The following is a 22,388-nucleotide window of genomic DNA, read 5'->3' as shown; positions in this document are numbered from 1 at the left end:
GGATTAAGATGCCGTTGCGGCCTGGGAGGAAAGACCACGTCGCTCAAGTTGCCGAACGGACAGGTGCATCCAGACGAGCGAGATCGAAACGACTACGAAGAGCAGGAGAAAACAGCTTGACCAAAGTCCGGTCATATCCTTGAGGAAGCCGAAGGCGATCGGCATGATGAAGCCACCCAACCCGCCCATCATACCGACAACACCGCCGACAGCGCCGATGCTTTGCGGATAATAGGCTGGGATATGTTTGTAGACAGCTGCCTTGCCGAGGCTCATGAAGAAGCCGAGAGCGAAGACAACGACGATGAATGCGGGAGGCGTAACGGGAAAGGAGAGGATAAGAGTGGCCACAGCAGAGACCGACAAGGTTGCATACATCACACGGCGGGCTCCTTTCTTGTCAGAGATGAGGCCGCCGAACGCGCGAAAGACACTGCCGGGGATCGAGTAGGCCGCGGCCACCATGCCGGCGGTTTCGAGGTTGAAGCCGTACACACCGACCAGATAGCGCGGCAACCACAGGGAAAGCGCGACGAACCCGCCAAAGGCAAAGAAGTAGTAGAGTGAGAAGCGCCAGACCTGAATATTCTTCAAAGGGGCAAATTCCTGCAGAAGGCCGTTGGATGCAGTGCCTCGATTGCGACGAGCGCGGAAGGCTGGGTCGTCGGTCGTGGTGAGCCAAAAAACGATTGCCATCACGGCGAGCACGAGAGCCCATACCTCTGCAACGGCCTGCCATCCCCATGCGATCAGCACGAAAGGGGCGGCGAACTTGGTGACGGCCGCGCCGACGTTACCGGCGCCAAAGATACCCAGTGCCGTTCCCTGCTTCTCCGGCGGAAAGAACGGGGAAACATAGGCGACGCCCACGGCGAAGGAGCCACCGGCAAGGCCGACGCCGAGGCCAGCGACCAGCATTTGCGCGTAAGTCGTTGCATAAGACAGCAGGAAGGTTGCCACTGCTGCCGCAAGCATTGTGAGCGTGTAGACCAGACGACCGCCGTAACGCTCCGTCCATATCCCCAGCAGGATACGAGCGATCGATCCGGTGAGCACAGGTGTGCCGACCAGCAAGCCGAATTCGGTCTCGCTGAGGCCAAGTTCCTGCTTGATGCGAATGCCTATGATCGCAAAGATCGTCCATACGGCGAAACAGATCGTGAAAGCGAGTGTGGAAATCCACAATGCTTTGGCTGGTTCGCCCGTAGTCATGGGCTGTGTGTTCTTGAGAGCAGACATGGCTTCTCCTGGGCTCGACAAGGTCGTGCCAATCCATCGTTGAGGTCAGAAGCACAAAAAGCCGCACGTCAGGCTACGCATACGAAAGTACGCGGTATATCCTGATCAGCGGCTTTGCTTGAGGCGCCCGTCATTGGACGCTAAAAATGCGGCCTTTCGGCTCGCAGATTTACATGCAAGGCCCGTGCCAATTGCGAATTTTGGCTAGTTGCGCCGCTTTTCGGTAGAAATCTGCCGCAAGTCAGGCCGCAAAACGATTAAACCATTGGCGCATGATGCCAATATTTGAGCATTGCTCACGAAATAGGCATACGGTTCGCATTTTTTTGAGCAGCGACATACTCATCGATGCGATCGGGATCGAAAAGATTGCCGTCGAAAAAGCCGTCCGGGCCAAGCGTCAGCACACCACTGGAGCCAACCGGCGTCTCCACGCGCAAAGCGCCCTCCACCTTGGAGCTTGCGGCCGGCATCGCCAGGCCCAGGGCCTTCAGAGCGTTCCGGTAAATATCCGGTCTATAGGTGTTGCCGGCGACGCGCTGATGAGGCGCAGTATGCTTGACCTGACCCCATCGTACCATCTGCGTGTAGAACCAAAGCGCGTGGCTCTTCCACGGAAACGTGGCCGCCTTAGCGTTTGGGACGAAAAAGTCCTTTACTGTTTGAGTATTGCGGCCACCGATGCGAAGCTCGCCCGTCACTGCGGGTCGCAGCCATTCGGCGGACTTGTCGATGTACGCCGGTCCCGAAAGCAATATGGCAAGCTCCTCATGGTTGGCAGCGTCGGCGCACCAGAGTGATGCGTTGTAAAGCGCTCTGAGCAGTGCGGCGAGGGCCTCTGGATGGCTGTCGCCCCAACGGCCATTCACTCCGAGTACCTTTTCGGGACTGGATTTCCAGATCGCTGCCTTGATCGTCGCCAGATGTGCGCCACGTTTCAGAACGCCGAACGTATTCCACGGTTCACCGGCACAATAGCCGTCGATGGAGCCGGCCTTCAGCGCATCTCCCATGTCCGCAGGAGGCAGGGTTACGATCTCGATCTCCCTGTCAGGATCGATGCCGCTTGCCGAAAGCCAGTACCGCAGTTCGTAGTTATGTCCGGAATAGGGGTGCACAACACCGAAACGAAGCCGGTCTCCAGTCCGCTGTGAGATCACTTGCCGTAGCGCAATGCCGCTTGAGCGGGCATCGAGATTGCCGGTCGCACCGTTGTCAGCCATTTCCCACCATAGGCCACCCGATACCGCAACGGCATTTCCGCCAAGGCCAAGCGCCATGGGGACGATCATCCGCGGTGCCGGCGCCGTCAGCCCCAGATTGCAGGCGATCGGCATCGGCGCGAGGATATGGGCTACCTCGAAATGTCCGACTGCCAATTTGTCCCTGATCGTTGCCCACGAGCGCTCGCGCACGAGCGTGAGATCCACCTGCTGTTGTTGGGCAAAGCCTTTCTCTTTGGCGACAACCAGGAGCGCACTGTCCAAGAGCGGCAAGAAGCCGGCCGTGATTTCATACCCACTCTTCTTCATGTGTCGCCTCCCGGATCGAGCAGGCTGGCCGCGGTGATGAGGCTTTGAGCGATCTCGACGATTTTCCTGTTCTGATCCATTGCCGTTCGCCGAAGGAGTGCATAGGCCTCTTTCTCCGAAAGCCCGCGGGCGCGCATCAGCACCCCCTTGGCACGGTCAATCAGCTTGCGATTTTCCAGCTCGCCGCGTGCTTCTTCAAGCTCTCTGCTCAGTCGTGAAAACGCATTGAAGCGACTAATTGCCATCTTCAGGATAGGGCGAACACGTTCCTGCTTTAGACCGTCGACGATATATGCTGAAACCCCAGCGTCCACTGCCGCCTCGATGGAGGCTTCGTCGGACTTGTCTACGAACATCGCGATAGGCCGGTTTACCGCACGTGATATTTGGAACATGCTTTCCAACATGTCCCGGTTGGGGTTTTCGAGATCGATGACAATCACATCAGGGTTGATCTCGGTGATGCGCCTGGCAAGACCTGTCATGTCGGCGATGACTGTAACGCGATCATATCCTGCGTCCCGCAGACCTTCTTCAATGACGGATGCGCGAATGCGATTCTCATCAATCACCAGTACATTCAGACTGCTAGGTTTCATGAGATCGACGCCACAGGTTTATCGGCATTCATTCAATATCGGGCGTGCGGACTGGAAAGGCCGAAACGACAAGATCGCACATGCGGGAAGTCAGCCTCAAAATCAAGCGCCGTCATGGGTATTGTTACACAAACAACGGCAACGTACTGATCTCGGCGGCCGGGAATGGCGACCTCGAAATCGTTCAGGCGACCAGCGCCAGCAAGAACAGCAGCAAGTCTGGCAGCGCCAGCGTCGGGTTCGCCGCCGGCATCGATGCCGGCGGCAACTTCATCGGCGCCGGCCCGACCACGAATGCAAGTTTTAGCAGCGGCAAGGAGAACGACAGCTCAGTCACCCAGGTCAGTTCGAATGTCAGCGGCCCGAACACGGTCAGCACCAGGTAGATCCCTTCGATATCGACAGGCTGAAGGCGCAGCAGCGGCTGCAGAGCGCTGCAGCGCTGTCGCAACTGATGAACATGACGATCGGTTCGATCGCGAGCCGGTTCCAGCTGGCAGAGGGTAGCCCCCGAGAAGGTTCCCTGCATGCGGTGCGGGACGCTCGCGGCGTCAAAACAACCGATAATGCAAATTTACCGGGCGCCGAACTTTAGGCGTGGCCGCTCTTGCAGCCTCGTATCTGGCCCGCGAGGATAGTCCAAGATGCTCGTCGTCGGCGCCGGTCGCGTTGGTTCTATGACGCCGGCTCAGGCGGAGGGGAGTTGATCCTCAGCGTCGAAAGGGTCGGGCAGATGCATCATCGGTTATGCGGCCTTGATGTCGGTTTGCGAAAAGTCGTTGCCCTTGAACAGCAGCGGTTCGCCGGTTGCTTTGGCAAGGGCATAGGCAAAGCAATCGCCAAAATTCAGTCCGGCTTTGTGGCGCCCCTTGCCGAAATCGAGGAAAGCCTGTCGCGCCAGCTCGCCATGCTCAATCGTGACGGGTTCGATGATGATGCCGGCCCGTCGGAAGAAGGCTTCGGCCTGGCGCATGCCGTCGGGGCCAAGCTGGCTCTCGACGATTATCGACAGTTCAACATAGTTGGCGACGCTCATCTGGCAGGTTTCAGCTGCCCGGATTCGCTCGACGAAATCTACCGTTTCAGCTTCCCTGTATAGGATCGCTACGAGCGCAGAGGTGTCGAGGATCATTTCGGAATCCCGTGCTCGTCGTAGAGAAATTCGGCGTGATCGACGTAGGGTCGTTTGACGTGGGCCGCAGCCCGGTCGGCAATTGTCAGAAGTTCTTCCACGCTCGCCCGTGCCTTGCGCTTCTCGACTTTCGCCAGGCGTTCCCGCAAGGCTTCAGTCACGACGCGGGTCATGCTTTCCCCTGTGGCATGGGAGATCGCCTGCGCTAAGCGATGGGCTTCCGGATCCTTGATGCTGAGGTTCATCTCGGGTCGTTCCTATCTAGAATAAATCCTATATTTCTACCTTTCTATACTGGATTCGATGTCATTCCAAGCGAGTTCGAGCAACGAACGATAACGCAAGATTATCGGTCGTTGTTTGTTGGCGACAGGCGGTGCGGTTAATGGCGATATCTCTGGCATGAGCCGCTCGTCTGATCTATGCACGCTCCCATGGAATCGTTTCTGATCGCCTCGTCGCAGAGCCCCGTTTGGCCGCCCCGCCTGCCGGACTGGACCTTGGCGCGCGGACACCAGCCGAGCGAAGCGGACGCCGCCTTCGCCGCCGGCATCGCCCTGAAAACGCTCGATGATCTGATCCGCGCCGAGCCGCCATGGCTTGGCTGCTGGCGCGATCGCCTGCCCTCAAGTCCACCGCCGTCGCCGCCAGAATGGTCGGCCGCAGCGAGGAGGAAAGCGCGTTGCGCGACGCCGTCCAGTTGACCGCCGCCGGAGACGATCCCGGCCCCGCCGGAAAGCTGTTTTTGGCCACGCGAATGTTGTCGCGCCGATCCGGCACAATCACCACTGCCTTCGTTAAGGAGCTTGCCGATCTATTCGGACTTCGATGGGATGGTGGTCTTGCTGCGATCCCGGATCTGATCGATTCCGCGAATCAATTCGGGCGAGCAGCGCCCTTCGCGGTGGCCGACTTGATAACGGCGATTTTTGCCGTTCGCCCGGATGCCGAGATGCTCGCCCTGGGGCTCGCCGACGTCGTGCTGGCGCACAAGCTGAAATGGCCGCGACCAATTCCCCTGCTGCTGCGCGAACGCTATGGCCCGGCCTTCCGCCCGTGTGAGCCTGGCTTTGAGCGCGCCGTTTGTTTGGCGCTGGTCGACGGCACCAGCGCGGCGCGGCGCTCAGCAGCCGATATCGGCCGCCGAGCGGAAAAACTGTTGTCGGTGGCGCCAAAACTGCGGACCAAAAACGCCGAGACCGTCATCTGCAAACTGCTCGACGAGGATGCCGTGCCGGCCTCGGCGCCGGGCAGCAGTCTGTCGCGCTGGGCGGCCATCCGGCTGTTCGAGCGGCTCGAAAGCTTTGAGGCGGTGTGCGAATTGTCCGGCCGATCATCCTTCCGGATTTATGGGTTGTGACGATGGCCGGATTGAACGCAGCGAAACCATCCCGCAACCAAGGACGAGCGTCGCAACCAGGTGTCGGAGGCGAAGCCCGCCTTGATCGGGAGCTGGAAGATCTGCAGCCGGAACTGCGCTGGAGGGAGTGGATGCTGCGGGTCGAGGCGGTTATCTTCGCTGCGGCCCGGCCGGTCAGCCGCGAGATTTTGGTGCCGGTGGTGGGAAGAGATTGCAGCATCGATCTCATCATTGATGACCTGCGCGAGGAACTTCGTTCCAGGTCCTATGAGTTGGTGTCGGTGGCCGGCGGCTTGCAGCATCGAACCCGGCCGCATTACGCGGAAGCGATACAGGAATCGTCTGCGCCGACGCGATCGGGTGCCGCGGCGCTGTCGGAGTTCGAGGCGATGGTGCTGATGGCGGTCGGGTATTTTCCAGCCGGTGACGCGCGGAGAGTTGTCGAAGATTTTTGGCAAGGAAGTGTCGCGCGACACCATCGAAGCGCTGCGGGGCGCCGGCTTTCTCACCTCTGGGCCGCGCAGCCTGACAACCGGGGCGCCCTATACCTAGGTAACCACGAACCACTTTCTGTCGGCGTTCGGCATGGAGACGCTGCGCGACCTGCCGAATATCGAAGCACTGGAGGATACAGGGTCGCTGAGCGGGCAAAAGCTGGTGGCGAGCGATGGCGCAACAGGGCGGATGAATGGCGGCTATGCGGATGAGGTCGAGCCGCTTGGCGATGCCGGCGGCGACGAATTTGAGTTCCAGGAGCAGGACGATACATGAAAGATGCGGCTCTCGACGAAAACGCCGTGCGTGCACTGGCAACGGTAGAATCCTTCACGCGTGGCCGGGAGTACTTTCGTCGTGGTGCCGTTTCCGACTTGGAGCGCCGCGGTGAGCGGATCGTTGCCGAGGTCGAAGGTAGAGAGTTCACGTCTTATGCCGTCACGATAGAACTTCATGACGGTGGTGTGGCCGCCACGCGTTGCTCCTGCCCGTATGACTGGGGTGGCGCCTGCAAACATATCGTCGCCGTGCTCCTCAAATACAAAGAGACGCCCGGTGCGGTTGCCGAACGTCCCGCGCTTGCCGATATGCTTGGCGACCTTGATCGTGAGGCTCTGATGGCCCTGTTGGTCAAGCGGGCCGGGCAAGATCCCGGACTCGAACCCTGGCTCGAGACCGAACTGGTGAGCGGCATGCCGGGGGTGACGGGTAAGCCTCCAGCCGCCATCGATTCGAAGCTCGTCAGGCGGCAGGCCGAGCGGCTGTTGTCTGGAGGCTATGCGCGCCGGCATCGCTGGGACGACGTGGGTGCCGTTGATGAAGAGGCGTTCGCGGCGCTGATCGACAAGGCAAAACCGTTCCTCGATATCGGCGAAGGGCGCAATGCTCTGAAGATTCTGGAGCCGGTGATGGAAGCGCTCGTGCCTGCATGGAGAGAACAGGCTGATTTCGATGAGACGCTGCACGAATTTTTTCCTCCGCTCGGACAGCTTATCGCCGAGGCAGTCCTGATGAGCGACCTCCTTCTGGAAGAGCGCGACGATCTGATGGTCCGGCTCGATGTCTGGCAAGGCATGCTCGATGACTATGGTCTGGATGCCTGTCTGCAGGTTGCGGTCGATGCGCTTGAGCAAGGGTGGGACGAGATTGGCCTTGACGACGTTCTGGCTGGAAGAAGCCGCACCTGGCCGCCTTCGGGAAGAAGCGACTGGACGACCGAGCGGTTGACGCAAGCGCGGCTGCGTGTTCTCGATGTCAGCGGCCGGATCGACGCGTTCCTCTACCTTTCCAGTGCTGCGAGCCGCCATGGCGACTCTACTGCCATGTTGGTCCGGCTTGGACGCATCGATGAAGCGGTGGGCCGTGCGCACAAATGGTTCCGCTCCAGCGAAGAGACGCTGCAGCTTGCGCGCCTCCTCATGGACGCAGGGCATGTCGATGCGGCCCTGGACCTTGCCGAGTGGGGGGCAAGCCTGGCGCCTGAAAGTAATCGTTTGGCTGGAGCGGCCAGCTTGGCCCGTTGGCTAAGGGACAATGCCGGTTTGCTCGGACGCAAGGAGCTGGCGCTGATGGCGGCGCGCCGGGCCTTTGAGGCGAGCATGTCGCTTGAGGATTTTGAGGTGGCCCAGACCTTGGCTGGAGCGGATTGGATCGAATTGCGTGCCGGCCTGCTTACGAGCCTGGCGGCCGCGCGCCATGCCTGGGAGCGAACGAAGATCTACCTCAGCGAGGGGATGATCGAGGACGCGGTGCGGTCCGTCGATCTCGAGATGATACCGGGCAATCCCTCCGACACCGTCCTTTTGCGGCTCGCGGACATCGCACATGCCAGCCATCCCGGCTGGGTGGTCGACATCGCCGAACGCATGGCAGGCGGCATCATGGAAGCTGGGCAGTCGAGGCACTATGAATTGGCGGCACAATGGCTTGAAAAGGCTGCGTTCGCCTACGACGCCGCCGGCCGGCTCGAGGACTGGATCGCAAGAATCGATTTCCTGATCGAAAAACACCGGCGCAAACACAAACTTAGGCCGCTGCTCGAAGCCCTCCGGCTGGACGTTGGCACGCTTTGACGACGATCACAGCCGGGATGCGACAAGTTCAAACTCCCATCCCAAGATAGAACGGATCGTGGACCTTCGTTTGATAGGCGCATGATGATCTGTCTGGTCGTGCCGAACTTCCTGGCGATGGCCGATACACTCATTTCTGCCGCCGGATTGTCATGCACATCTTGTTTTTGATTTTTGCTCAGTGTTGAGGCCGGCTGTCGCTAAGACAGAAGGAAGTTGTTAGAATGCGACCGTTTCGGACTGATACGGTGACTCTGGATGGCTGCGTTCCTCGGCAAGAAGTAGCGAACAACCTTTAGCAAAATTTCGAAATCGGCGCCAGACAGGGCGGACCTTGAATGTATCTCGGTTGAGATACATATTGGAGACAAGGCAACACTAGGAGAATCGACGATGGCCGCACAAACATCCATGCTGCACATCCGTGTAGACGACAAGCTCAAGGCCGACGCGACCGAAACGCTTGCAAACTTTGGCTTGTCCGTCTCGGAAGCCGTGCGCATCTTCCTAACCCGCGTTGCCAAAGAAGGCGGCTTGCCGGCCGGCCTGACAACGGACCCCGAAGCTCATGACGAATGGTTCCGTGCTAAGGTGCGCGAGGCTCTAGCCGATACCCGACCGGGCGTGCCACATCAGCAAGTCATGGACGAAGTGCAAGCACTGATTGACGGGAAGCGCCGTGCCCGAGCTTGAATGGTTGGAGACAGCTCGCGCCGATGTGCTAGCGATTGTCGATTACATCTCGGATGATAACCCCGACGCCGCGCAAAGGCTGAAAGACGACATCGAGGTCAAAGTCGCAAAACTGCGGGAGCATCCGCGGCTTTACAGGCCGGGCCGGGTCGAAGGCACGCGGGAAATGGTTGTGCGGGCAAACTACATCGTAGTGTACGCTGAAGACCCATTTGCTGTGCGCATCCTGCGTGTGCTCCACGCCGCGCAGCAGTGGCCGCTGGCGCGGGAGTAGCGGCCATTCGACATGGGCGGCGTGGCCCTGAACATTAGAGGGGCCTTGACCCAGATCCGATCTTTGTCCGCGATGGCGACGTTTGGACTTCCGCCGGTGTCACGGCGGGGATTGACCTTGCCTTGGCGCTAGTCGAGGGCTGTGAGACATATGTTCCGCTATAGGCGAATGCCAGACCGCCCCGTTGATCTCAGACGAGCACTCCCACCGGGTCGACCGAATTGTCCAGGCGGACATCGAGAGCTAAAGCTTCCACTACAGTGACCGGTCGCGCGCGATAAGGGATATCCCGGCCGCGCGAGCGACTTGGAGGACTTTTGCGAATTCCAGCGTTGGCTTGCCGTTCTCCAGTTCAGAGACAAACCGGCGTCCGACTCCTGCTAGATCTGCAAACTCCTGCTGGGACAGTTTTCGGCCTTCGCGCAAGCGACGGACCATTCGTCCAAGATCTACGATGCTATCGAGTTGGACGTCCGCTTTCGCAAAGGTCCCCGGACTGGCTTTTGGCATGGCGACCGAGGCATGCGTCGCTGGATGGGCCGAGATATCCGCAAATTGCTTGGGCAAGGATGCCTTTATTTTTGTGGAGATATCCGGGAGGTTTAGATCTATCTTAGGCAACACCTTCGTCAGTCTGGCCGCCATATCCGACTGCTGCGTCAACCGCCTGGCAATGTCAGAGGCAGACTCGATCGACTTCATGAGGTCGTCGTTCGCATTCAAATTCTTGTTGAGATTCTTTATTGCTTGAGCGTGCGCCTAAATCGAGGCGAACGTGCGGGCTATTTCAATCGCCGGGTTGGCTTGGTTGACCAACTTCTGGATGTCGCTGACCGACTCGAACGGGTTTTTTGGCAATTTCGTTGTCCTTTGCTCCCGAGCGGGAACATGTCATGGTGATTGGATGAATACAACCCATCTTGCACCCTTACGGGAGCAAGCGAAATTATATTGATACCGTACGGGATCATGGCCGTAGCGCTCCTTGTGTATTCGACTGTTCGTTACCGCTCGGGAGCAGCAGGTGACGGAACTATCAGCGTAACGTGATGAATACCGATGAATCTTTTTGGACATGGAGGACAAGGAAACCGGCCAGCCAAGTGGGCTTTTAACATCCGATTTCAAGTGAAGCGATACGATAATCGGGAAATTCCGCAGCTGCGTGAAATCGAGCAGGAAGGGGCTGGCTAAAGCCCTGAAGCCTTGGTCAAATTTACCCGGAATCGGTCCCTGCGGCGCTGACACCGACGGGTCATTTCTGCGGAAGTATGTCCCAACTGCTTCTGGACATAGCGTTCATCGACCTCGGCCGAGGAGGCAAGACCGGCCCGCAAAGAGTGTCCTGAAAACTTCATCCCGCGCTCGCTCTCCGATAGATCGCAGCGGACGCCGGCCGTCAGCGCAGCGCGTTTGACCAGCCTTGCCACCTCCTGGCCGTGCAGCGGATCGGGGCCGACCGACTTTCCCTGTCTGGTCACCCGACGAAAGATCGGACCATGGGCGATCCTGGCGAGCGTCAGCCAGGTTTGCATGGCGACGACAGGGCAGGTGGCGTCCGACGAGCCGCGGCCGATCTCGACCTCGCGCCAGCCGGTTTTGCCCCGGAGGGTGACGAGCAGACCCTTGTCAAAAATCTCGATCCAGCCGGAAGAATCTTCGGTTTGGTAGCGACCGACATCGAGGCCGACGATTTCCGAGCGGCGCAGGCCGCCGACAAAGCCGAGCAGCAGAATCGCCCGATCCCGGATGCCCCGAGGCTGCGCCGGTCGAGCGTCACCAGCATGGCGATCAGATCTTCGGGCAGCACCGCTTCCTTCTGCCGGGGAGGGGAGGCGTGGGTGTTGCGAATGCCGGCCATGACGGTGGCGATGTGCCAATCCTTGCGATCCAATTTTTGCTCGCCACGCTGGGCATAGGTCCAACTGAGCGAGGAAAGGCGACGCTCGATGGTCGACACCGAATTCGGTTTTTTGTCCGCTGTCACCGCGCGGATGCACAGGCGGTGATATAGAGGCCGACGATCTGCGGCTCTGGGGGCAGGGGCGACAGGCCGGATCGCCGGCACCAGGCGGAAAAATGCTTCCAGTCGGCGGCAAAGGCGCGACGGGTATTTTTGGAACTCGCCGCCTCGACATAGGTGCGGGCGCGATCGGCAAGCGTTTCGAGATGGGCTGGCTGGGTAGGCAATGCCTTAGGCACCGGCTGCGGGTGAGGCAATGCCTGAGGCCGCGCCTCCGGCGCCGGATCGGCAACATCGACGGAAACCGCCGTGCTGAGCGACGGCGCAGCGTCTTCCGGAGGGGTGTCTTCGGGGTTCTGCTCGACGTTTTGGGCCATTCTCTCGATGAAGAGCAAAAGACCGATAAGCAAGATTATCGGGGGCGCAGATACTGTCATCCGGCAACTGCTCAATGACGATGCGCTGTCGGCCGCCGCACCCGGAAGCGATCTGTCGCGCTGGGCCAGCCGCCGGCTGTTCGAACGGCAGGAAGGTTTCGGCGCCGTGCGCGAACTGTCGGGGCCTTAAGAGGAAGCTGCACTGCAGACAGTCGTGCGCTGAGTACGGTGATGCGATCTTCGGCATACTTGATCTACACTAAAATCTTCAGTGCTGGGCTGCTGCGAGCGCGATACCAGAAGCAACTTCTTCACATCGATCCGAAAGTATGGCCGTTGCGACCCGCAAATGCCTGCTCGGCAGAATGCTAAATTTCGCACCAGGATGAACAGCGATACCTCTGGCTGCGAGCGTCACGAGTGCAAATGGCTCGGATGAGACTGGGATCCAGGCGCAGAGGCCTCCGCCATGGGCCGCTTCGATGCCCCTCCTCCTCAGTGCGTCAATAAGATTGCTGCGTCGCAAGAGGTATATTACGCGAGACCGGTCAACGACTTCGTTTGTGCCCGGATCCCGCAATAGCCAGGCACCAGCGGCCTGAAGGATGCGGCTAGTCCAACCGGCGCTGAAACTGCGATAAGACTGGATCTGGTCAACGATTGCCCGTGAACTTGAGAGCACCGCAAGACGTAAGTCAGGTCCGTGGGTCTTTGACATGGAAAGAATATGAATGACACGGTCGGGAAACAGCGCGCCCATCGACTGGCGAGGTGCGGTCGCAAGATCCCCAATGCCATCATCCTCGACAATCAGCGTATCATGACCGCGCAGGACCTCGGCGAGGCTCGCCATGCGCTCGGAGCTGACGCTTTGCCCCGTTACCGAATGGACCCGCGGCTGAAAGATGAAGGCGACCGGGCGATGCGTCATGGCTTCGCGAAGCGACGACGGCAGCGGGCCGTCCTCATCGCACCGCACCGGCAGGATGCGCACACCGCGATCCTCCAGGATATCCAGCAGCCGTAAACCCGTCGGATCTTCGATAGCAACGTATGCACCTGGCATAACAAGAGCATGGATCAGGGTATAGACTGCGTTATACCCACCATTCGTCGCTAGGAGGGCTTCTGCCTCGTAGGGCCAGTCCCGCCTCACAGCCTCCTCAAGCTCCGGCAAGATCCGGCTTCGCTCATAGCTGTTGAGCTGCTCGGCCGATGCGCCATAGGCCATGGCTTCGGTGAGCTTTGGAAGTAGGCGGATATCGGGGACAGCAGCGGTCAGGTCGAGAACGTCGTCGCCGTAGTGGCCGACGCTCGCCAAACGCTCCGGCTTGGCAGCAAAACGGTCGCCGCTGATCCATGTGCCGTTGCGCCCCCGGCCGCTGATGACCTTCTGCCGCCTGAGTTCGCTCCAGGCCTCTGAAATGGTCGCCGGGCTGACGCCCAGCGCAAAGGCGAGGTCGCGGATCGGTGGAAGCTTGGTGCCGACGGGCAATGCGCCAGCTCGGATCAACGCGCTGGTCCCGACCGCAATACCCTGGATGCTCCGGTCGTTCAATTTCTCGGCAAACCAGGCCGCACCGACATTGTCGCTCATTTTCGCGCCATATTAAATGTTCAATAACGTAATAGCATTTGATCCTCGTGATTTGAACATTTACTGACGTGGAAAACAAGCTTTCGCGAGTACTATTCATGCCTCTTGCGCTCCGCCTCGCCATTCGTGACTGGGATTACATGACACCCCTCGTTCTCGGCGATGTCTCCTCCCCGCGGCTCGATCTAAAGGTCGATAGGGTCGGCACGTTGATCCCTCATGTGGGCACCAGCGACATTTACGATGCTGCGGAGGTCTCCTTCAGCCGCTACACGCAGCACCGCATCGACGGCGACGAAAGTTTGGTCGGCATCCCGAATTTCATCATGCGAGGCTTTCGCCACCGTTGCATCGTCACGACCAAGAACAGTTCCATCACGGCGATTGGCCAGCTTGCCGGCAAGCGCATCGGCGTCACGGGATGGCGGGACTCCGGCAATACCTGGACACGCGCTGCCATGCGCCGAGAAGGTGTCGGCGTGGAAGATGCCATGTGGTACGCCGGGCGGCTGACCGAAGCCCATCCGATCGTCGACCGCCTCGATGGTTTTGGCCGCCCAGGCTATATCGAGGCTGTGCGCGGCGAACGCCCGATGGTCGACCTGCTCAGGGATGGCGAACTCGATGCGATCTTCACACCGTTCATGCCCGACGGCTATTTCGCGGAAGAGTCGATATTCCGGCAGTTGCTGCCGGATTTTCGCTCTGCCGAGCATCGCTATTTTCGCGATGTGGGCTATGTCCCCGGCATGCATCTAATTGGTCTCAAGGCCGGGATCGTCGCCGAGCATCCTTGGGTGGTCGGAGAGCTCAGTGCACTTATCGATGAATCACAGCGTATGTGGTTGAGCAAACGCCGCAAATACGCCGAGACCACACCCTTTATGTTTGACGAGCTTTTGAAGTCCGCTGGCGAACTGCCGGAAGGATGGGATCGAAGCGGCTTTCAGCCCAATCGAAAGATGATCGTCGATTTTGCCAGCGAACTCCACCTCCAGGGTATCTTACCGCGGCTGATGACACCGGAAGAACTTTTTCCCATCGATACCGACGGCAGCAGCACACGGCCTTCCTGCGTCGCAAACTAAGACACAAGAATCCAACCCAAGGGGAATGAGCATGTTGAAGAATGTAACCTACTTTGCCTTGGCAAGCCTGATGATCGCGGGCGCGGCCTCGGCACAGGACACCTCTTTGCCGAAGCTGGCGATCAACCAGGATCTGCGGGCGAAATTGCCCGAAAGCATTCGCACCGCCGGCAAGGTGGTGTCCGTCAACAGCGGTTCCTTTCCGCCCTACGAGATCGTCAACGGCGCGACCGATGTTACCGGCGCCAGCGCGGAATTGACGACGGCCATCGGCCAGATCCTCGGCATCGAGATCACCAATGCGACGGTCGGCGGCTTTCCGGCGCTTCTGACCGGCATCAATTCCGGCCGGTTCCAATATGCGGAAGGCCCTGTCGGTGACTTCCCGTCTCGGGAAAATGCCAATGATTTCGTCGACTACGTTCAGGAGTTCGTGGTGTTCGCCGTCGAAAAGGGAAATCCCAAGGGTATCAGGTCGCTTGATTCCGCCTGCGGCCATAACATCGCCGTCATGGCTGGCGGCTCGGCCGAAAAGGTGATCAAGGCCCAGGCCGAAAAATGCAGCAAGGATGGCAAGCCTGCGCTGCAGGTTCAATCCTTTACCGATCAGCCGACCTCCATCCTCTCCGTCCGATCTAAACGCTCCGATGCCTTCTTCTCGTCACAGGCACCGCTGACCTATTTCGTGTCGCAGGCAAACGGCCAGTTGGAACTTGCCGGCACCGGCGAGAAGAACGGGTTCGACAACCTGTTCCAGGGCGCCGTTCTTCCGAAAGGGTCGCCGCTCAGCCCCGTCCTGCGCGACGCGATCAAGGAACTTGTCAACAACGGCACCTACGCTGCCATCATGAAGAAATGGGGGCTCGAGAACAACATGATCAAAGAACCCGGCATCAATCTTGGCGGCACCGCAGCGAGATGACCAACGGACCACATGATAGAGCACCGCCGCTCGCCGGCGGTGCAGATCTGGCGAAGCAGGATGTTGCAAATGCCCATAACCCGTTTCCCGCGGCCCCTATTGCTGCCTGGCTGGTAACGCTTGCCATAGCTGCCTATTTCGCCTGGTCGGTCGCCAACAATGCCAATTTCGGCTGGTCCACCGTCGCCCGCTACTTCTTCGATCCCACCGTCATCGACGGCTTGTATGTCTCGCTGGGATTAACCATCGTCGCCATGGCAATCGGCATCGCACTGGGGTTGCTGCTGGCGATTGCCAGGCTGTCGAACAGCCGGCTGGCGCGCCTGCTATCTGCGCTGTTCATCTGGTTCTTTCGCGGCACGCCACTGCTGGTCCAGCTGATCTTCTGGTACAATCTCTCGACACTATTTCCGACCCTGTCGATCGGCATCCCCTTCGGTCCGACCTTCTTCAGCTGGGAAACCAATTCCGTCATCAGTCCGATGACGGCGGCGATCGCCGGCCTGGCACTGAATGAATCAGCCTATATGGCCGAGATCATCCGCGGCGGCCTGCTGTCCGTCGACAAGGGGCAGTTCGAGACGGCCGAAGCCTTCGGCATGACGCGCATTCGCGCGCTGCGCCGCATCATCATTCCCCAGGCCATGCGCTCCATCGTGCCGCCGACGGGCAACCAGTTGATCAGCATGATCAAGGCGACCTCGCTCGTCAGTGTTATCGCTATGGCCGACCTGCTCTATTCGGTCCAGTCCATATACAACCGAACCTTCGAGGTCGTGCCGCTGCTGCTTGTTGCCGTGCTCTGGTACCTGCTGATCACCTCGGTGCTGAACATCGGCCAGGGCTATATCGAACGCCACTTTGGTCGCGGCGATCGTCGCAGCGGCCCGACAAAACCCGCGAAAGAAGTTGCGGCAGCGTTGACGCAGGAGGTCGGAGAATGAATGCGGTCGTGCAACCGACGCCGCTGGTGCGGGCGCGCAATGTCCACAAATCCTTCGATCATCTCGAAGTGCTGAAGGGCATCGATCTCGATGTGGCAACGGGCGAGGTGGTGGCCATCCTCGGACCATCCGGCTCGGGAAAATCCACTTTTCTGCGCTGCATCAACCATCTGGAATCCATCAGCCGAGGGTCGGTCGAAGTGGATGGCGAGCAGATCGGCTACCAGTTCAAGAAAGGCCGCCTCGTCGCGCTGTCCAGCCATACCATCATGCTCCAGCGTCGCAAAATCGGCATGGTATTCCAGCAGTTCAATCTCTACCCGCATATGACGGCGCTGCAGAACATCATGGAAGCGCCGGTCGGCATCCACGGCCAAAGCCGTAGCGAAGCGCGCAAGGAAGCCATGGCTTTGCTAGACCGCGTCGGGCTTCTGGCAAAGGCCGATAGCTATCCGCGCCAGCTTTCCGGCGGCCAGCAGCAGCGCGTCGCCATCGCCAGGGCCTTGGCGATCAAGCCGAAACTGATGCTGTTCGATGAGCCGACCTCTGCCCTCGATCCGGAATTGGTCGGCGAGGTGCTGGCCACCATGCGCGATCTTGCCGGCCAGGGCCTGACGATGATCGTCGTGACCCACGAGATCGGCTTTGCCCGTGAGGCGGCCGACCGCGTCGTCTTCATGGATGACGGCAAGGTCGTCGAGCAAGGCAAGCCCGACGAGGTCATCGGCAATCCGCAGCATCCCCGCACCCGCAGCTTCCTGTCCCGCTTCATCTAGCACGGCCACCTCCTCCCCTGGCCTCCCCGGTCCTGCACCGCTGATCTGAAAACTGGAATAGCCATGACCCTCGACAACGATTTTGCCCGCCTTTCGGATTTCGAACCGATGAGGTCAGAGCTGACCGACATCCGTCGCCATCTCCACGCCCATCCCGAACTCTCCTTCGAGGAGACGGAAACAGCCCGCTTCGTGGCGGAGAAGCTTGAAAGCTGGGGGTATGAGGTCGCACGCGGCGTCGGTGGGCACGGCGTGGTGGCGCGGCTGACGGTTGGCGCCGGCAAGAAGAGCGTCGCCATTCGCGCGGACATGGATGCGCTGCCGATCACCGAACAAACGGGTTGCGACTATGCCAGCACCGTGCCAGGTAAGATGCACGCTTGCGGCCACGACGGCCATACCACCATGCTGCTCGGCGCCGCAGAATATCTTGCCCGCACCCGCCGCTTCAGCGGCACCGTCAACCTCGTCTTCCAGCCGGCGGAAGAGGCAGGCGCCTTCAGCGGCGCCCAGGCGATGATCCGTGACGGCTTGTTCGAACGCTTCCCCTTCGATGCGATTTATGGCCTGCACAATCACCCGGGCGCGCCGGAAGGAACATTACTGACCCGATCCGGCCCGCTGATGGCCTCTTCCGACACAGTCGAGATCACCATAACAGGCAAGGGTGGCCACGCCTCCCGCCCGCACTTGACCATCGATCCCATCGTTGTCGCTTGCACCATGGTTGTCAGCCTGCAATCGGTCGTTTCGCGCAGCATCGATCCGACACAGACCGCCGTTGTGACCGTCGGCGCCATCCATGCCGGCAAAGCGGCGAACGTTATTCCCGAAACCGCCACGCTGCTGCTCAGCGTCCGCTCGTTCGACCCGCAAGTGCGCCAGCTTCTGGAAACCCGCATCCGCAAATTGACCGAATCCATCGCAGACGGTTATGGCGCCGGCATCCGCATAGACTATGAACGGGGCTATCCGGTCGTCGTCAATTCCGTGAAGGAAACCGAATTCGCCCGCATAGTTGCCGGAGAACTGGTTGGCGCGGACAAGGTTTCGACTTGCCATCTCATTCCGGGTAGCGAGGATTTCTCTTATTTTCTGGAGCACAAGCCCGGCAGCTTCTTGCGCCTCGGCAATGGAGTCAATTCGCCCATTCTGCACAGCGCGAAATACGATTTCGCTGACGAAAATCTAACTGTCGGCGCGGCCCTATGGGCAAGGTTAACCGAGCGGTATTTGGTCTAGCGACTGGTCAACTCGCGGTTGACGTCTTCCGGTAATTCCATAGTAAGACCTGATGACCAGCTTCTCAGCGGCTTCCAACGCCTCAAGGCGCTTCAATTCACAGTGACGTTCCTCACACTAGGCGCGGAGCGTCTGGTGGAGATCTGCATTTCATCCGGGCCAACCTGCTTTCACACTCCCGGTATCAATCTTGGCGGCGGTGAGCCCGGCATTCAGCGCATCGACAGGTCGACCGGTGAGATAGACGACTTCGTCGTCATCCGTGCCGCTGGTCTTGGTGCGGCCGAGATGGGTGGCGAGAGAGGGGAGGGGGCTTCCATGCTCACCGATAACCGGTGCTTCCTGCTACAATTGTTCGTTGCGCAAACCCGCAATCTCGCTGCGCCGGCGGCCACCTGAGGCAAATCCGACCATCAGGACGGCTCGGTCGCGCAGGTCGCGCAAGCTGTCCGTCCGGCACGTGGCGAGCAGCTTGGCAATGATATCGCCTGTCACTGCTCTGGCGCTCTTGCGACGGCGTTGCCGCGGTACGGCGCGCACCGCCAACCGGATCGCCGATTGAAGGGCAGGCACGGCGAAGGCGCCCTCGAGCCCTCGCCATTTCGTCAGCCTCGACCAGTTGGCAAGACGCCGACGCACGGTATGCGGCGCGTGCGGTCCGGTCGATCTGAGAAAGCCGCCATCTCTAAGGATTCGGTCAACATCGGCCGGCATGCCGTGCTCGGCATCGGTCTCGCGGCGGTGCGGATCCCACAGGTGATGCGCGACAAATTTCAGAAGCAGCGCTTCGGGCGCAGGCCAGGGCAGAGGGCTTCCGCTCGCAGCCAGCGACCAGGCCTGCAGGTAGGCGAAATCCGAGGTGAGCGCCCGAAGCGTGTTTTCGCCCATGCCCTCGTTGACGAGATGGCGCAGCGTCTCGACATCCTGGTCGGCTAACAGCTCGGCGAGCTTGTCGCGACGGTCGATCGGCAGCACCGCGGCGATGGTGTCCAGCTGTTCGGCGCGCTTGAGCAGCGATCAGCCTGGGCCGGCAGGATCAATGCTCATGCTCGAGCGGCCCCACGATGGCTATGGCCTCACTGCGGGCGGCCGCCGCCATCTTGCGGTCGCCTGTCGCCAGCGGCAGGCCCTGTGTTTTCGCCAGCGCGACGTAGCTGGCGTCATAGCCTGTCAACGTATGGCGGGCCGCCAAGTCTAGCACCAGCCCGTCGCCTCCGGATCCGGCGTCCTCCAAGGGCAGTCCTCGCAATTGCGTCATCAGCAGAAGCGCTTCGCCGGGACGCAGTCGCCCGCGCCGTTCGGCCACCAGAAACAGATTGCGGGTTTCGACCCAGAACAGGGCCGGTACCAGCGCCACCGTCGATCGCAGATCGGCCATCAGCCGGTCGGCAACATCGTGCTGTTCGTCGGGAAGAAACCAGGCCGCGGCAATGGATGCGTCAAGGATAAAGGACATCAGTACCGACGGCCCTCGTCGCGCCACTCACGAATTTCTTCCTGGGTCGTGGGTTGCCGGCCAGCACGTTGCGCCCTGATCTCGGCGATCAGCGCATCGATGTCGTTTTCGCGGCGGAAGCGGGACAGCCGGGCAACCGGGATGTTGCCACGCGAGATGATGACCTCTTCGCCGGCTTCGACTTTCGCCAAAAGCTCGGATAAACGGGTCTTGGCCTCCGCGACCTTAACTGTAACCGTCATGACTATTCTCCCGTAATTACATCTGTGGTCGAGCAGAGAGTGCTTTGCGTCAATTTTCCGGATCCTGCTCGACAATACGGTCGATAGGTCAAGTCCTAACCATATTACTTCCGATAACCTATACTTATCGATGGTTAGAGCGGCGAGTATGGCTAACGAATAGTAACGGAAATAAATACCTATATAGCTTCCTCTATATACTACTATGTCAACAGTATAAATGACATAAAGCGCGCCAAGCCCGGTAAAAAAGCGTTAGATTTGGGTGAGAGGGGCACATTTAGTGGCGCTGCCCACTTGATAATCCGGCGAGATATCCTATGCAGACAGTTGACAGTCGACGCGCACTGCTCAGCATGAGCTCTCGTTCGAACGCCGCATCGTTGCAGACGAGTCTGATGACGCGATGGGTGCTTCTGCTTCTGGTGCGCCTCTCGCATTTGCGCCAACTCTGCGCTATATAGCTAGAAGACTAGGGAATGATTTATGGCGACGGACCGCAACCCACCACCAGACAGCAAGAGACCGAGGCCAAGCCCACGTGGTCGGCGCGAGATTCTGCGTGACGCACGAGCTGGCGCGTTTCGTGAAATCAACAAGGGCGGCGCCGGATACGCCAAGGCGATTGCCGGACGCTTTGTGGAAACCACAAGGACAGCGGCCGCTTCGGCGCCTCGTGCGGAGTCTCAGACCAAGCTGGCTCGGCCGATCAAAGAAAGGCTGGATATCGATGCATTCTTCGACGAGATCTACGTCGAGGATAGAATTATTTTCGATATACTCGCAAAGTGACCGATGAGCCCCTCTGGGTCTCACTCGAGGACGTGATCCATTTAAATCAACGCACCGTTGCCACGACCAATGAGCCTCACGGCGTCCGTGACGCCAGCACGCTCGCTGCTGGCCTTGAGCGTGCGATCAATTGCTACCATTACGGCAGCATGACCAGCCTCGCCGCGCTTGCAGGGGAGATTATCTTCGGCATCGGCAAAGCGCACGGCTTTCTTCAGGGCAACAAGCGGACCGCATGGGCGACGGCGCGCGTCTTCCTGAGACAGAACGGCCACACCCTGGCCCAGACGGACACGGATAAGCAGCTTCTTGCCGACACCATCGAGAAGCTAATGGAAGATGATAGACAGATTGAATCGGTTGTCGCACAGATCGAGATGGCGCTGCGGGCGCTTTAGCGCTCCTCTCCACCGACGTGATAATTGCACCTGGTTATTTGAGGCGAAATCGTCAATCGGCATCCGAACTGAGAGGCAAGGAGCCCGGTTGCCTGAACTGGCGCGCCTAGAAGAGGTGGTCCGCCTATTCAGTTCGCCGGTCGTGAGGCCATCAACAGTTGGGCGTTTTGCTCAACCCATCCATCCATCATCTTCACGATTTGGCTGAGTGATAGTCCGACTTCGGTCAATCGATAATCGACGCGTGGGGGAACCTCGCCGTAGGATTGGCGCTGCACCAGCCCATGATCCTGCAAAGCTCGCAACGACTGAATGAGCATCTTTTCCGAGATCCCCTCTATGCACCGTCGAAGCTCGCCCGTCCTCATGGGGCCAGCGGCAAGGGCATGCAGGATGAGCAAGACCCATTTTTCGGCCAGCACGTCAAGAATCTCGCGGGCTGGACAGCCCGAGCGAAACACATTTCCGGGGCTTGTAAGCTCACCGCTCTCAGATAATTCGTTCATCTCTAAAACTTACCAAAAGGTGCGTACTTGTCCAGCGGTTAGTTGGTAAATACCTTCCCCAAATCGAAATTGCTCTCAATGAGGTGAAAAATGCGTGCCCTAGTTCTCCAGACCAGTTTGCGCGGTGCCGAATCCGCAAGCCGTGTCCTCGTTCAATCCTATCTGACCGCGTTTCTAGAAAATCATCCTGACGCTCAGGTTTCGGTCCGGGATCTTGCCGCCGAACCGCTTCCCCACCTGAGCGCCGAACTCGTTCCCGTCCAGTTGGCCATGCAGGAGGGGACAAGCCCCTCCGCCGTTCTGGCGGAAGAGTTGATCGCGGAGTTGGAGCAGTCCGACATCATCGTGGTCGGCATCGCGATGTACAACTTCACCATTCCTTCTACCCTCAAGGCGTGGCTTGATCACGTCATTCGCGTCAAGCGCACTTTCACCTATGGTGCAAATTCCGAGGCAAGCCGCCCCCTGATTCCGAAATGATGCCGCCCCCCAATTCCGAGAATTAACCGCCCCCTCGTTCCGAGATGATGCCGCCCCCTGGTTGGGGTGTTTGTCGGGGTTTCCTGCTGGTGAGAAGCTCCTCCTTTCGGTGCGCTGAGAGGAAGGAACGCGATGCCAGCGGAGAGATTGAATATGCGGCTTGTCCGCGAGATTCTAAGACACAGATTTGAGGGAGGGCTCGGCCACAA

The 22,388-nt window shown here is 59.5% G+C and carries 23 protein-coding genes and 4 pseudogenes; 15 read left to right on the top strand and 12 right to left on the bottom strand.

Going from position 1 to position 22,388, the window contains the following annotated elements; translation table 11 throughout:
• Positions 1 to 3: 3 nt before the first annotated feature.
• From AB4Z52_RS28035 to AB4Z52_RS28025, 3 genes are all read right to left on the bottom strand, one after another.
• A complete protein-coding gene (locus AB4Z52_RS28035) occupies positions 4 to 1,239 on the bottom strand; it encodes an MFS transporter (RefSeq protein WP_442221158.1) in 1,236 nt (411 codons plus the stop codon).
• Between the two features lie 296 nt (positions 1,240 to 1,535).
• On the bottom strand, positions 1,536 to 2,771 hold the full coding sequence (locus AB4Z52_RS28030; protein WP_442221157.1) for a CmpA/NrtA family ABC transporter substrate-binding protein: 1,236 nt from the start codon (positions 2,769 to 2,771) through the stop codon (positions 1,536 to 1,538).
• Positions 2,768 to 3,370 carry an ANTAR domain-containing response regulator gene (locus tag AB4Z52_RS28025; RefSeq protein WP_442221156.1) on the bottom strand — a complete coding sequence of 201 codons (603 nt, stop codon included), beginning with the start codon at positions 3,368 to 3,370 and terminating at the stop codon, positions 2,768 to 2,770. The genes AB4Z52_RS28030 and AB4Z52_RS28025 overlap by 4 nt, the downstream gene beginning before the upstream one ends.
• 80 nt (positions 3,371 to 3,450) lie before the next feature.
• On the opposite strand from AB4Z52_RS28025, the gene AB4Z52_RS28020 reads away from it, so the two are divergent.
• The gene (locus AB4Z52_RS28020; RefSeq protein ID WP_442221155.1) at positions 3,451 to 3,756 is read left to right on the top strand and encodes a hemagglutinin repeat-containing protein; all 306 of its coding nucleotides are present in this window, start codon (positions 3,451 to 3,453) and stop codon (positions 3,754 to 3,756) included.
• Positions 3,757 to 4,115: 359 nt separating this feature from the next.
• Here AB4Z52_RS28020 and AB4Z52_RS28015 read toward each other — a convergent pair whose 3' ends face one another.
• On the bottom strand, positions 4,116 to 4,502 hold the full coding sequence (locus AB4Z52_RS28015; protein ID WP_442221154.1) for a type II toxin-antitoxin system VapC family toxin: 387 nt from the start codon (positions 4,500 to 4,502) through the stop codon (positions 4,116 to 4,118).
• Positions 4,499 to 4,747: a type II toxin-antitoxin system VapB family antitoxin gene (locus AB4Z52_RS28010; RefSeq protein WP_442221153.1), complete on the bottom strand. Its 249-nt coding sequence runs from the start codon at positions 4,745 to 4,747 to the stop codon at positions 4,499 to 4,501. The genes AB4Z52_RS28015 and AB4Z52_RS28010 overlap by 4 nt, the downstream gene beginning before the upstream one ends.
• Positions 4,748 to 4,936: 189 nt before the next feature.
• On the opposite strand from AB4Z52_RS28010, the pseudogene AB4Z52_RS28005 reads away from it, so the two are divergent.
• From AB4Z52_RS28005 to AB4Z52_RS27985, 5 genes and pseudogenes are all read left to right on the top strand, one after another.
• Positions 4,937 to 5,862, top strand: a pseudogene (locus AB4Z52_RS28005) (DUF1403 family protein).
• A gap of 2 nt (positions 5,863 to 5,864) precedes the next feature.
• Positions 5,865 to 6,633 (top strand): annotated as a pseudogene (gene scpB / locus AB4Z52_RS28000) (SMC-Scp complex subunit ScpB).
• Positions 6,630 to 8,429, top strand: a complete 1,800-nt coding sequence (locus tag AB4Z52_RS27995; RefSeq protein WP_442221152.1) for an SWIM zinc finger family protein — start codon at positions 6,630 to 6,632, stop codon at positions 8,427 to 8,429. Before scpB ends, AB4Z52_RS27995 begins: the two are co-directional and overlap by 4 nt.
• A gap of 393 nt (positions 8,430 to 8,822) precedes the next feature.
• On the top strand, positions 8,823 to 9,122 hold the full coding sequence (gene relB, locus AB4Z52_RS27990) for a type II toxin-antitoxin system RelB family antitoxin (protein WP_442221151.1): 300 nt from the start codon (positions 8,823 to 8,825) through the stop codon (positions 9,120 to 9,122).
• Positions 9,109 to 9,396 (top strand): type II toxin-antitoxin system RelE/ParE family toxin, encoded by a 288-nt coding sequence (locus AB4Z52_RS27985; protein ID WP_442221150.1) that lies wholly within the window; start codon positions 9,109 to 9,111, stop codon positions 9,394 to 9,396. The genes relB and AB4Z52_RS27985 overlap by 14 nt, the downstream gene beginning before the upstream one ends.
• Before the next feature lie 255 nt (positions 9,397 to 9,651).
• Here AB4Z52_RS27985 and AB4Z52_RS27980 read toward each other — a convergent pair whose 3' ends face one another.
• Both AB4Z52_RS27980 and AB4Z52_RS27975 read right to left on the bottom strand, forming a co-directional pair.
• Positions 9,652 to 10,041 (bottom strand): helix-turn-helix transcriptional regulator, encoded by a 390-nt coding sequence (locus tag AB4Z52_RS27980; RefSeq protein WP_442221149.1) that lies wholly within the window; start codon positions 10,039 to 10,041, stop codon positions 9,652 to 9,654.
• 545 nt (positions 10,042 to 10,586) lie between these two features.
• Positions 10,587 to 11,736: pseudogene (locus AB4Z52_RS27975) on the bottom strand (tyrosine-type recombinase/integrase).
• Between the two features lie 7 nt (positions 11,737 to 11,743).
• Here AB4Z52_RS27975 and AB4Z52_RS27970 point away from each other — a divergent pair.
• Entirely contained in the window at positions 11,744 to 11,926 is a 183-nt protein-coding gene (locus AB4Z52_RS27970) for a DUF1403 family protein (RefSeq protein ID WP_442221148.1), read from the top strand.
• A 78-nt stretch (positions 11,927 to 12,004) separates the two neighbouring features.
• Here AB4Z52_RS27970 and AB4Z52_RS27965 read toward each other — a convergent pair whose 3' ends face one another.
• On the bottom strand, positions 12,005 to 13,333 hold the full coding sequence (locus tag AB4Z52_RS27965; protein ID WP_442221147.1) for an aminotransferase-like domain-containing protein: 1,329 nt from the start codon (positions 13,331 to 13,333) through the stop codon (positions 12,005 to 12,007).
• A gap of 98 nt (positions 13,334 to 13,431) precedes the next feature.
• Here AB4Z52_RS27965 and AB4Z52_RS27960 point away from each other — a divergent pair, with 98 nt between their 5' ends.
• The 5 genes from AB4Z52_RS27960 (at position 13,432) to AB4Z52_RS27940 (ending at position 18,305) form a co-directional block, all read left to right on the top strand.
• Entirely contained in the window at positions 13,432 to 14,421 is a 990-nt protein-coding gene (locus AB4Z52_RS27960) for a nitrate ABC transporter substrate-binding protein (RefSeq protein WP_442221146.1), read from the top strand.
• A gap of 31 nt (positions 14,422 to 14,452) precedes the next feature.
• On the top strand, positions 14,453 to 15,343 hold the full coding sequence (locus tag AB4Z52_RS27955) for an ABC transporter substrate-binding protein (protein ID WP_442221145.1): 891 nt from the start codon (positions 14,453 to 14,455) through the stop codon (positions 15,341 to 15,343).
• On the top strand, positions 15,340 to 16,287 hold the full coding sequence (locus AB4Z52_RS27950; RefSeq protein ID WP_442221144.1) for an amino acid ABC transporter permease: 948 nt from the start codon (positions 15,340 to 15,342) through the stop codon (positions 16,285 to 16,287). The genes AB4Z52_RS27955 and AB4Z52_RS27950 overlap by 4 nt, the downstream gene beginning before the upstream one ends.
• Positions 16,284 to 17,063 (top strand): amino acid ABC transporter ATP-binding protein, encoded by a 780-nt coding sequence (locus AB4Z52_RS27945; RefSeq protein ID WP_442221143.1) that lies wholly within the window; start codon positions 16,284 to 16,286, stop codon positions 17,061 to 17,063. Before AB4Z52_RS27950 ends, AB4Z52_RS27945 begins: the two co-directional genes overlap by 4 nt.
• Positions 17,064 to 17,126: 63 nt before the next feature.
• Complete coding sequence (locus tag AB4Z52_RS27940) at positions 17,127 to 18,305, top strand: M20 aminoacylase family protein (protein ID WP_442221142.1); 1,179 nt, start codon at positions 17,127 to 17,129, stop codon at positions 18,303 to 18,305.
• Between the two features lie 171 nt (positions 18,306 to 18,476).
• Here AB4Z52_RS27940 and AB4Z52_RS27935 read toward each other — a convergent pair.
• From AB4Z52_RS27935 to AB4Z52_RS27925, 3 genes and pseudogenes are all read right to left on the bottom strand, one after another.
• Positions 18,477 to 19,319, bottom strand: a pseudogene (locus AB4Z52_RS27935) (integrase); the annotation flags it as partial.
• Positions 19,320 to 19,341: 22 nt separating this feature from the next.
• On the bottom strand, positions 19,342 to 19,761 hold the full coding sequence (locus AB4Z52_RS27930) for a type II toxin-antitoxin system VapC family toxin (RefSeq protein ID WP_442221141.1): 420 nt from the start codon (positions 19,759 to 19,761) through the stop codon (positions 19,342 to 19,344).
• Positions 19,761 to 20,003 (bottom strand): type II toxin-antitoxin system Phd/YefM family antitoxin, encoded by a 243-nt coding sequence (locus AB4Z52_RS27925; protein WP_442221140.1) that lies wholly within the window; start codon positions 20,001 to 20,003, stop codon positions 19,761 to 19,763. Before AB4Z52_RS27925 ends, AB4Z52_RS27930 begins: the two co-directional genes overlap by 1 nt.
• A gap of 486 nt (positions 20,004 to 20,489) precedes the next feature.
• Between AB4Z52_RS27925 and AB4Z52_RS27920 the strand changes: the two genes are divergently transcribed.
• Entirely contained in the window at positions 20,490 to 20,795 is a 306-nt protein-coding gene (locus AB4Z52_RS27920) for a hypothetical protein (protein WP_442221139.1), read from the top strand.
• Complete coding sequence (locus AB4Z52_RS27915) at positions 20,792 to 21,193, top strand: type II toxin-antitoxin system death-on-curing family toxin (protein ID WP_442221138.1); 402 nt, start codon at positions 20,792 to 20,794, stop codon at positions 21,191 to 21,193. Before AB4Z52_RS27920 ends, AB4Z52_RS27915 begins: the two co-directional genes overlap by 4 nt.
• 128 nt (positions 21,194 to 21,321) lie before the next feature.
• Here AB4Z52_RS27915 and AB4Z52_RS27910 read toward each other — a convergent pair whose 3' ends face one another.
• A complete protein-coding gene (locus AB4Z52_RS27910; protein ID WP_442221137.1) occupies positions 21,322 to 21,615 on the bottom strand; it encodes a winged helix-turn-helix transcriptional regulator in 294 nt (97 codons plus the stop codon).
• A 174-nt stretch (positions 21,616 to 21,789) separates the two neighbouring features.
• Here AB4Z52_RS27910 and AB4Z52_RS27905 point away from each other — a divergent pair, with 174 nt between their 5' ends.
• Positions 21,790 to 22,179: an FMN-dependent NADH-azoreductase gene (locus AB4Z52_RS27905; RefSeq protein WP_442221136.1), complete on the top strand. Its 390-nt coding sequence runs from the start codon at positions 21,790 to 21,792 to the stop codon at positions 22,177 to 22,179.
• Positions 22,180 to 22,388 lie beyond the last annotated feature (209 nt).

It is taken from the genome of Rhizobium sp. 2YAF20 (genome assembly GCF_052114685.1).
Lineage (GTDB): Bacteria > Pseudomonadota > Alphaproteobacteria > Rhizobiales > Rhizobiaceae > Rhizobium.
This window is presented reverse-complemented; position numbering and strand designations above follow the sequence as displayed.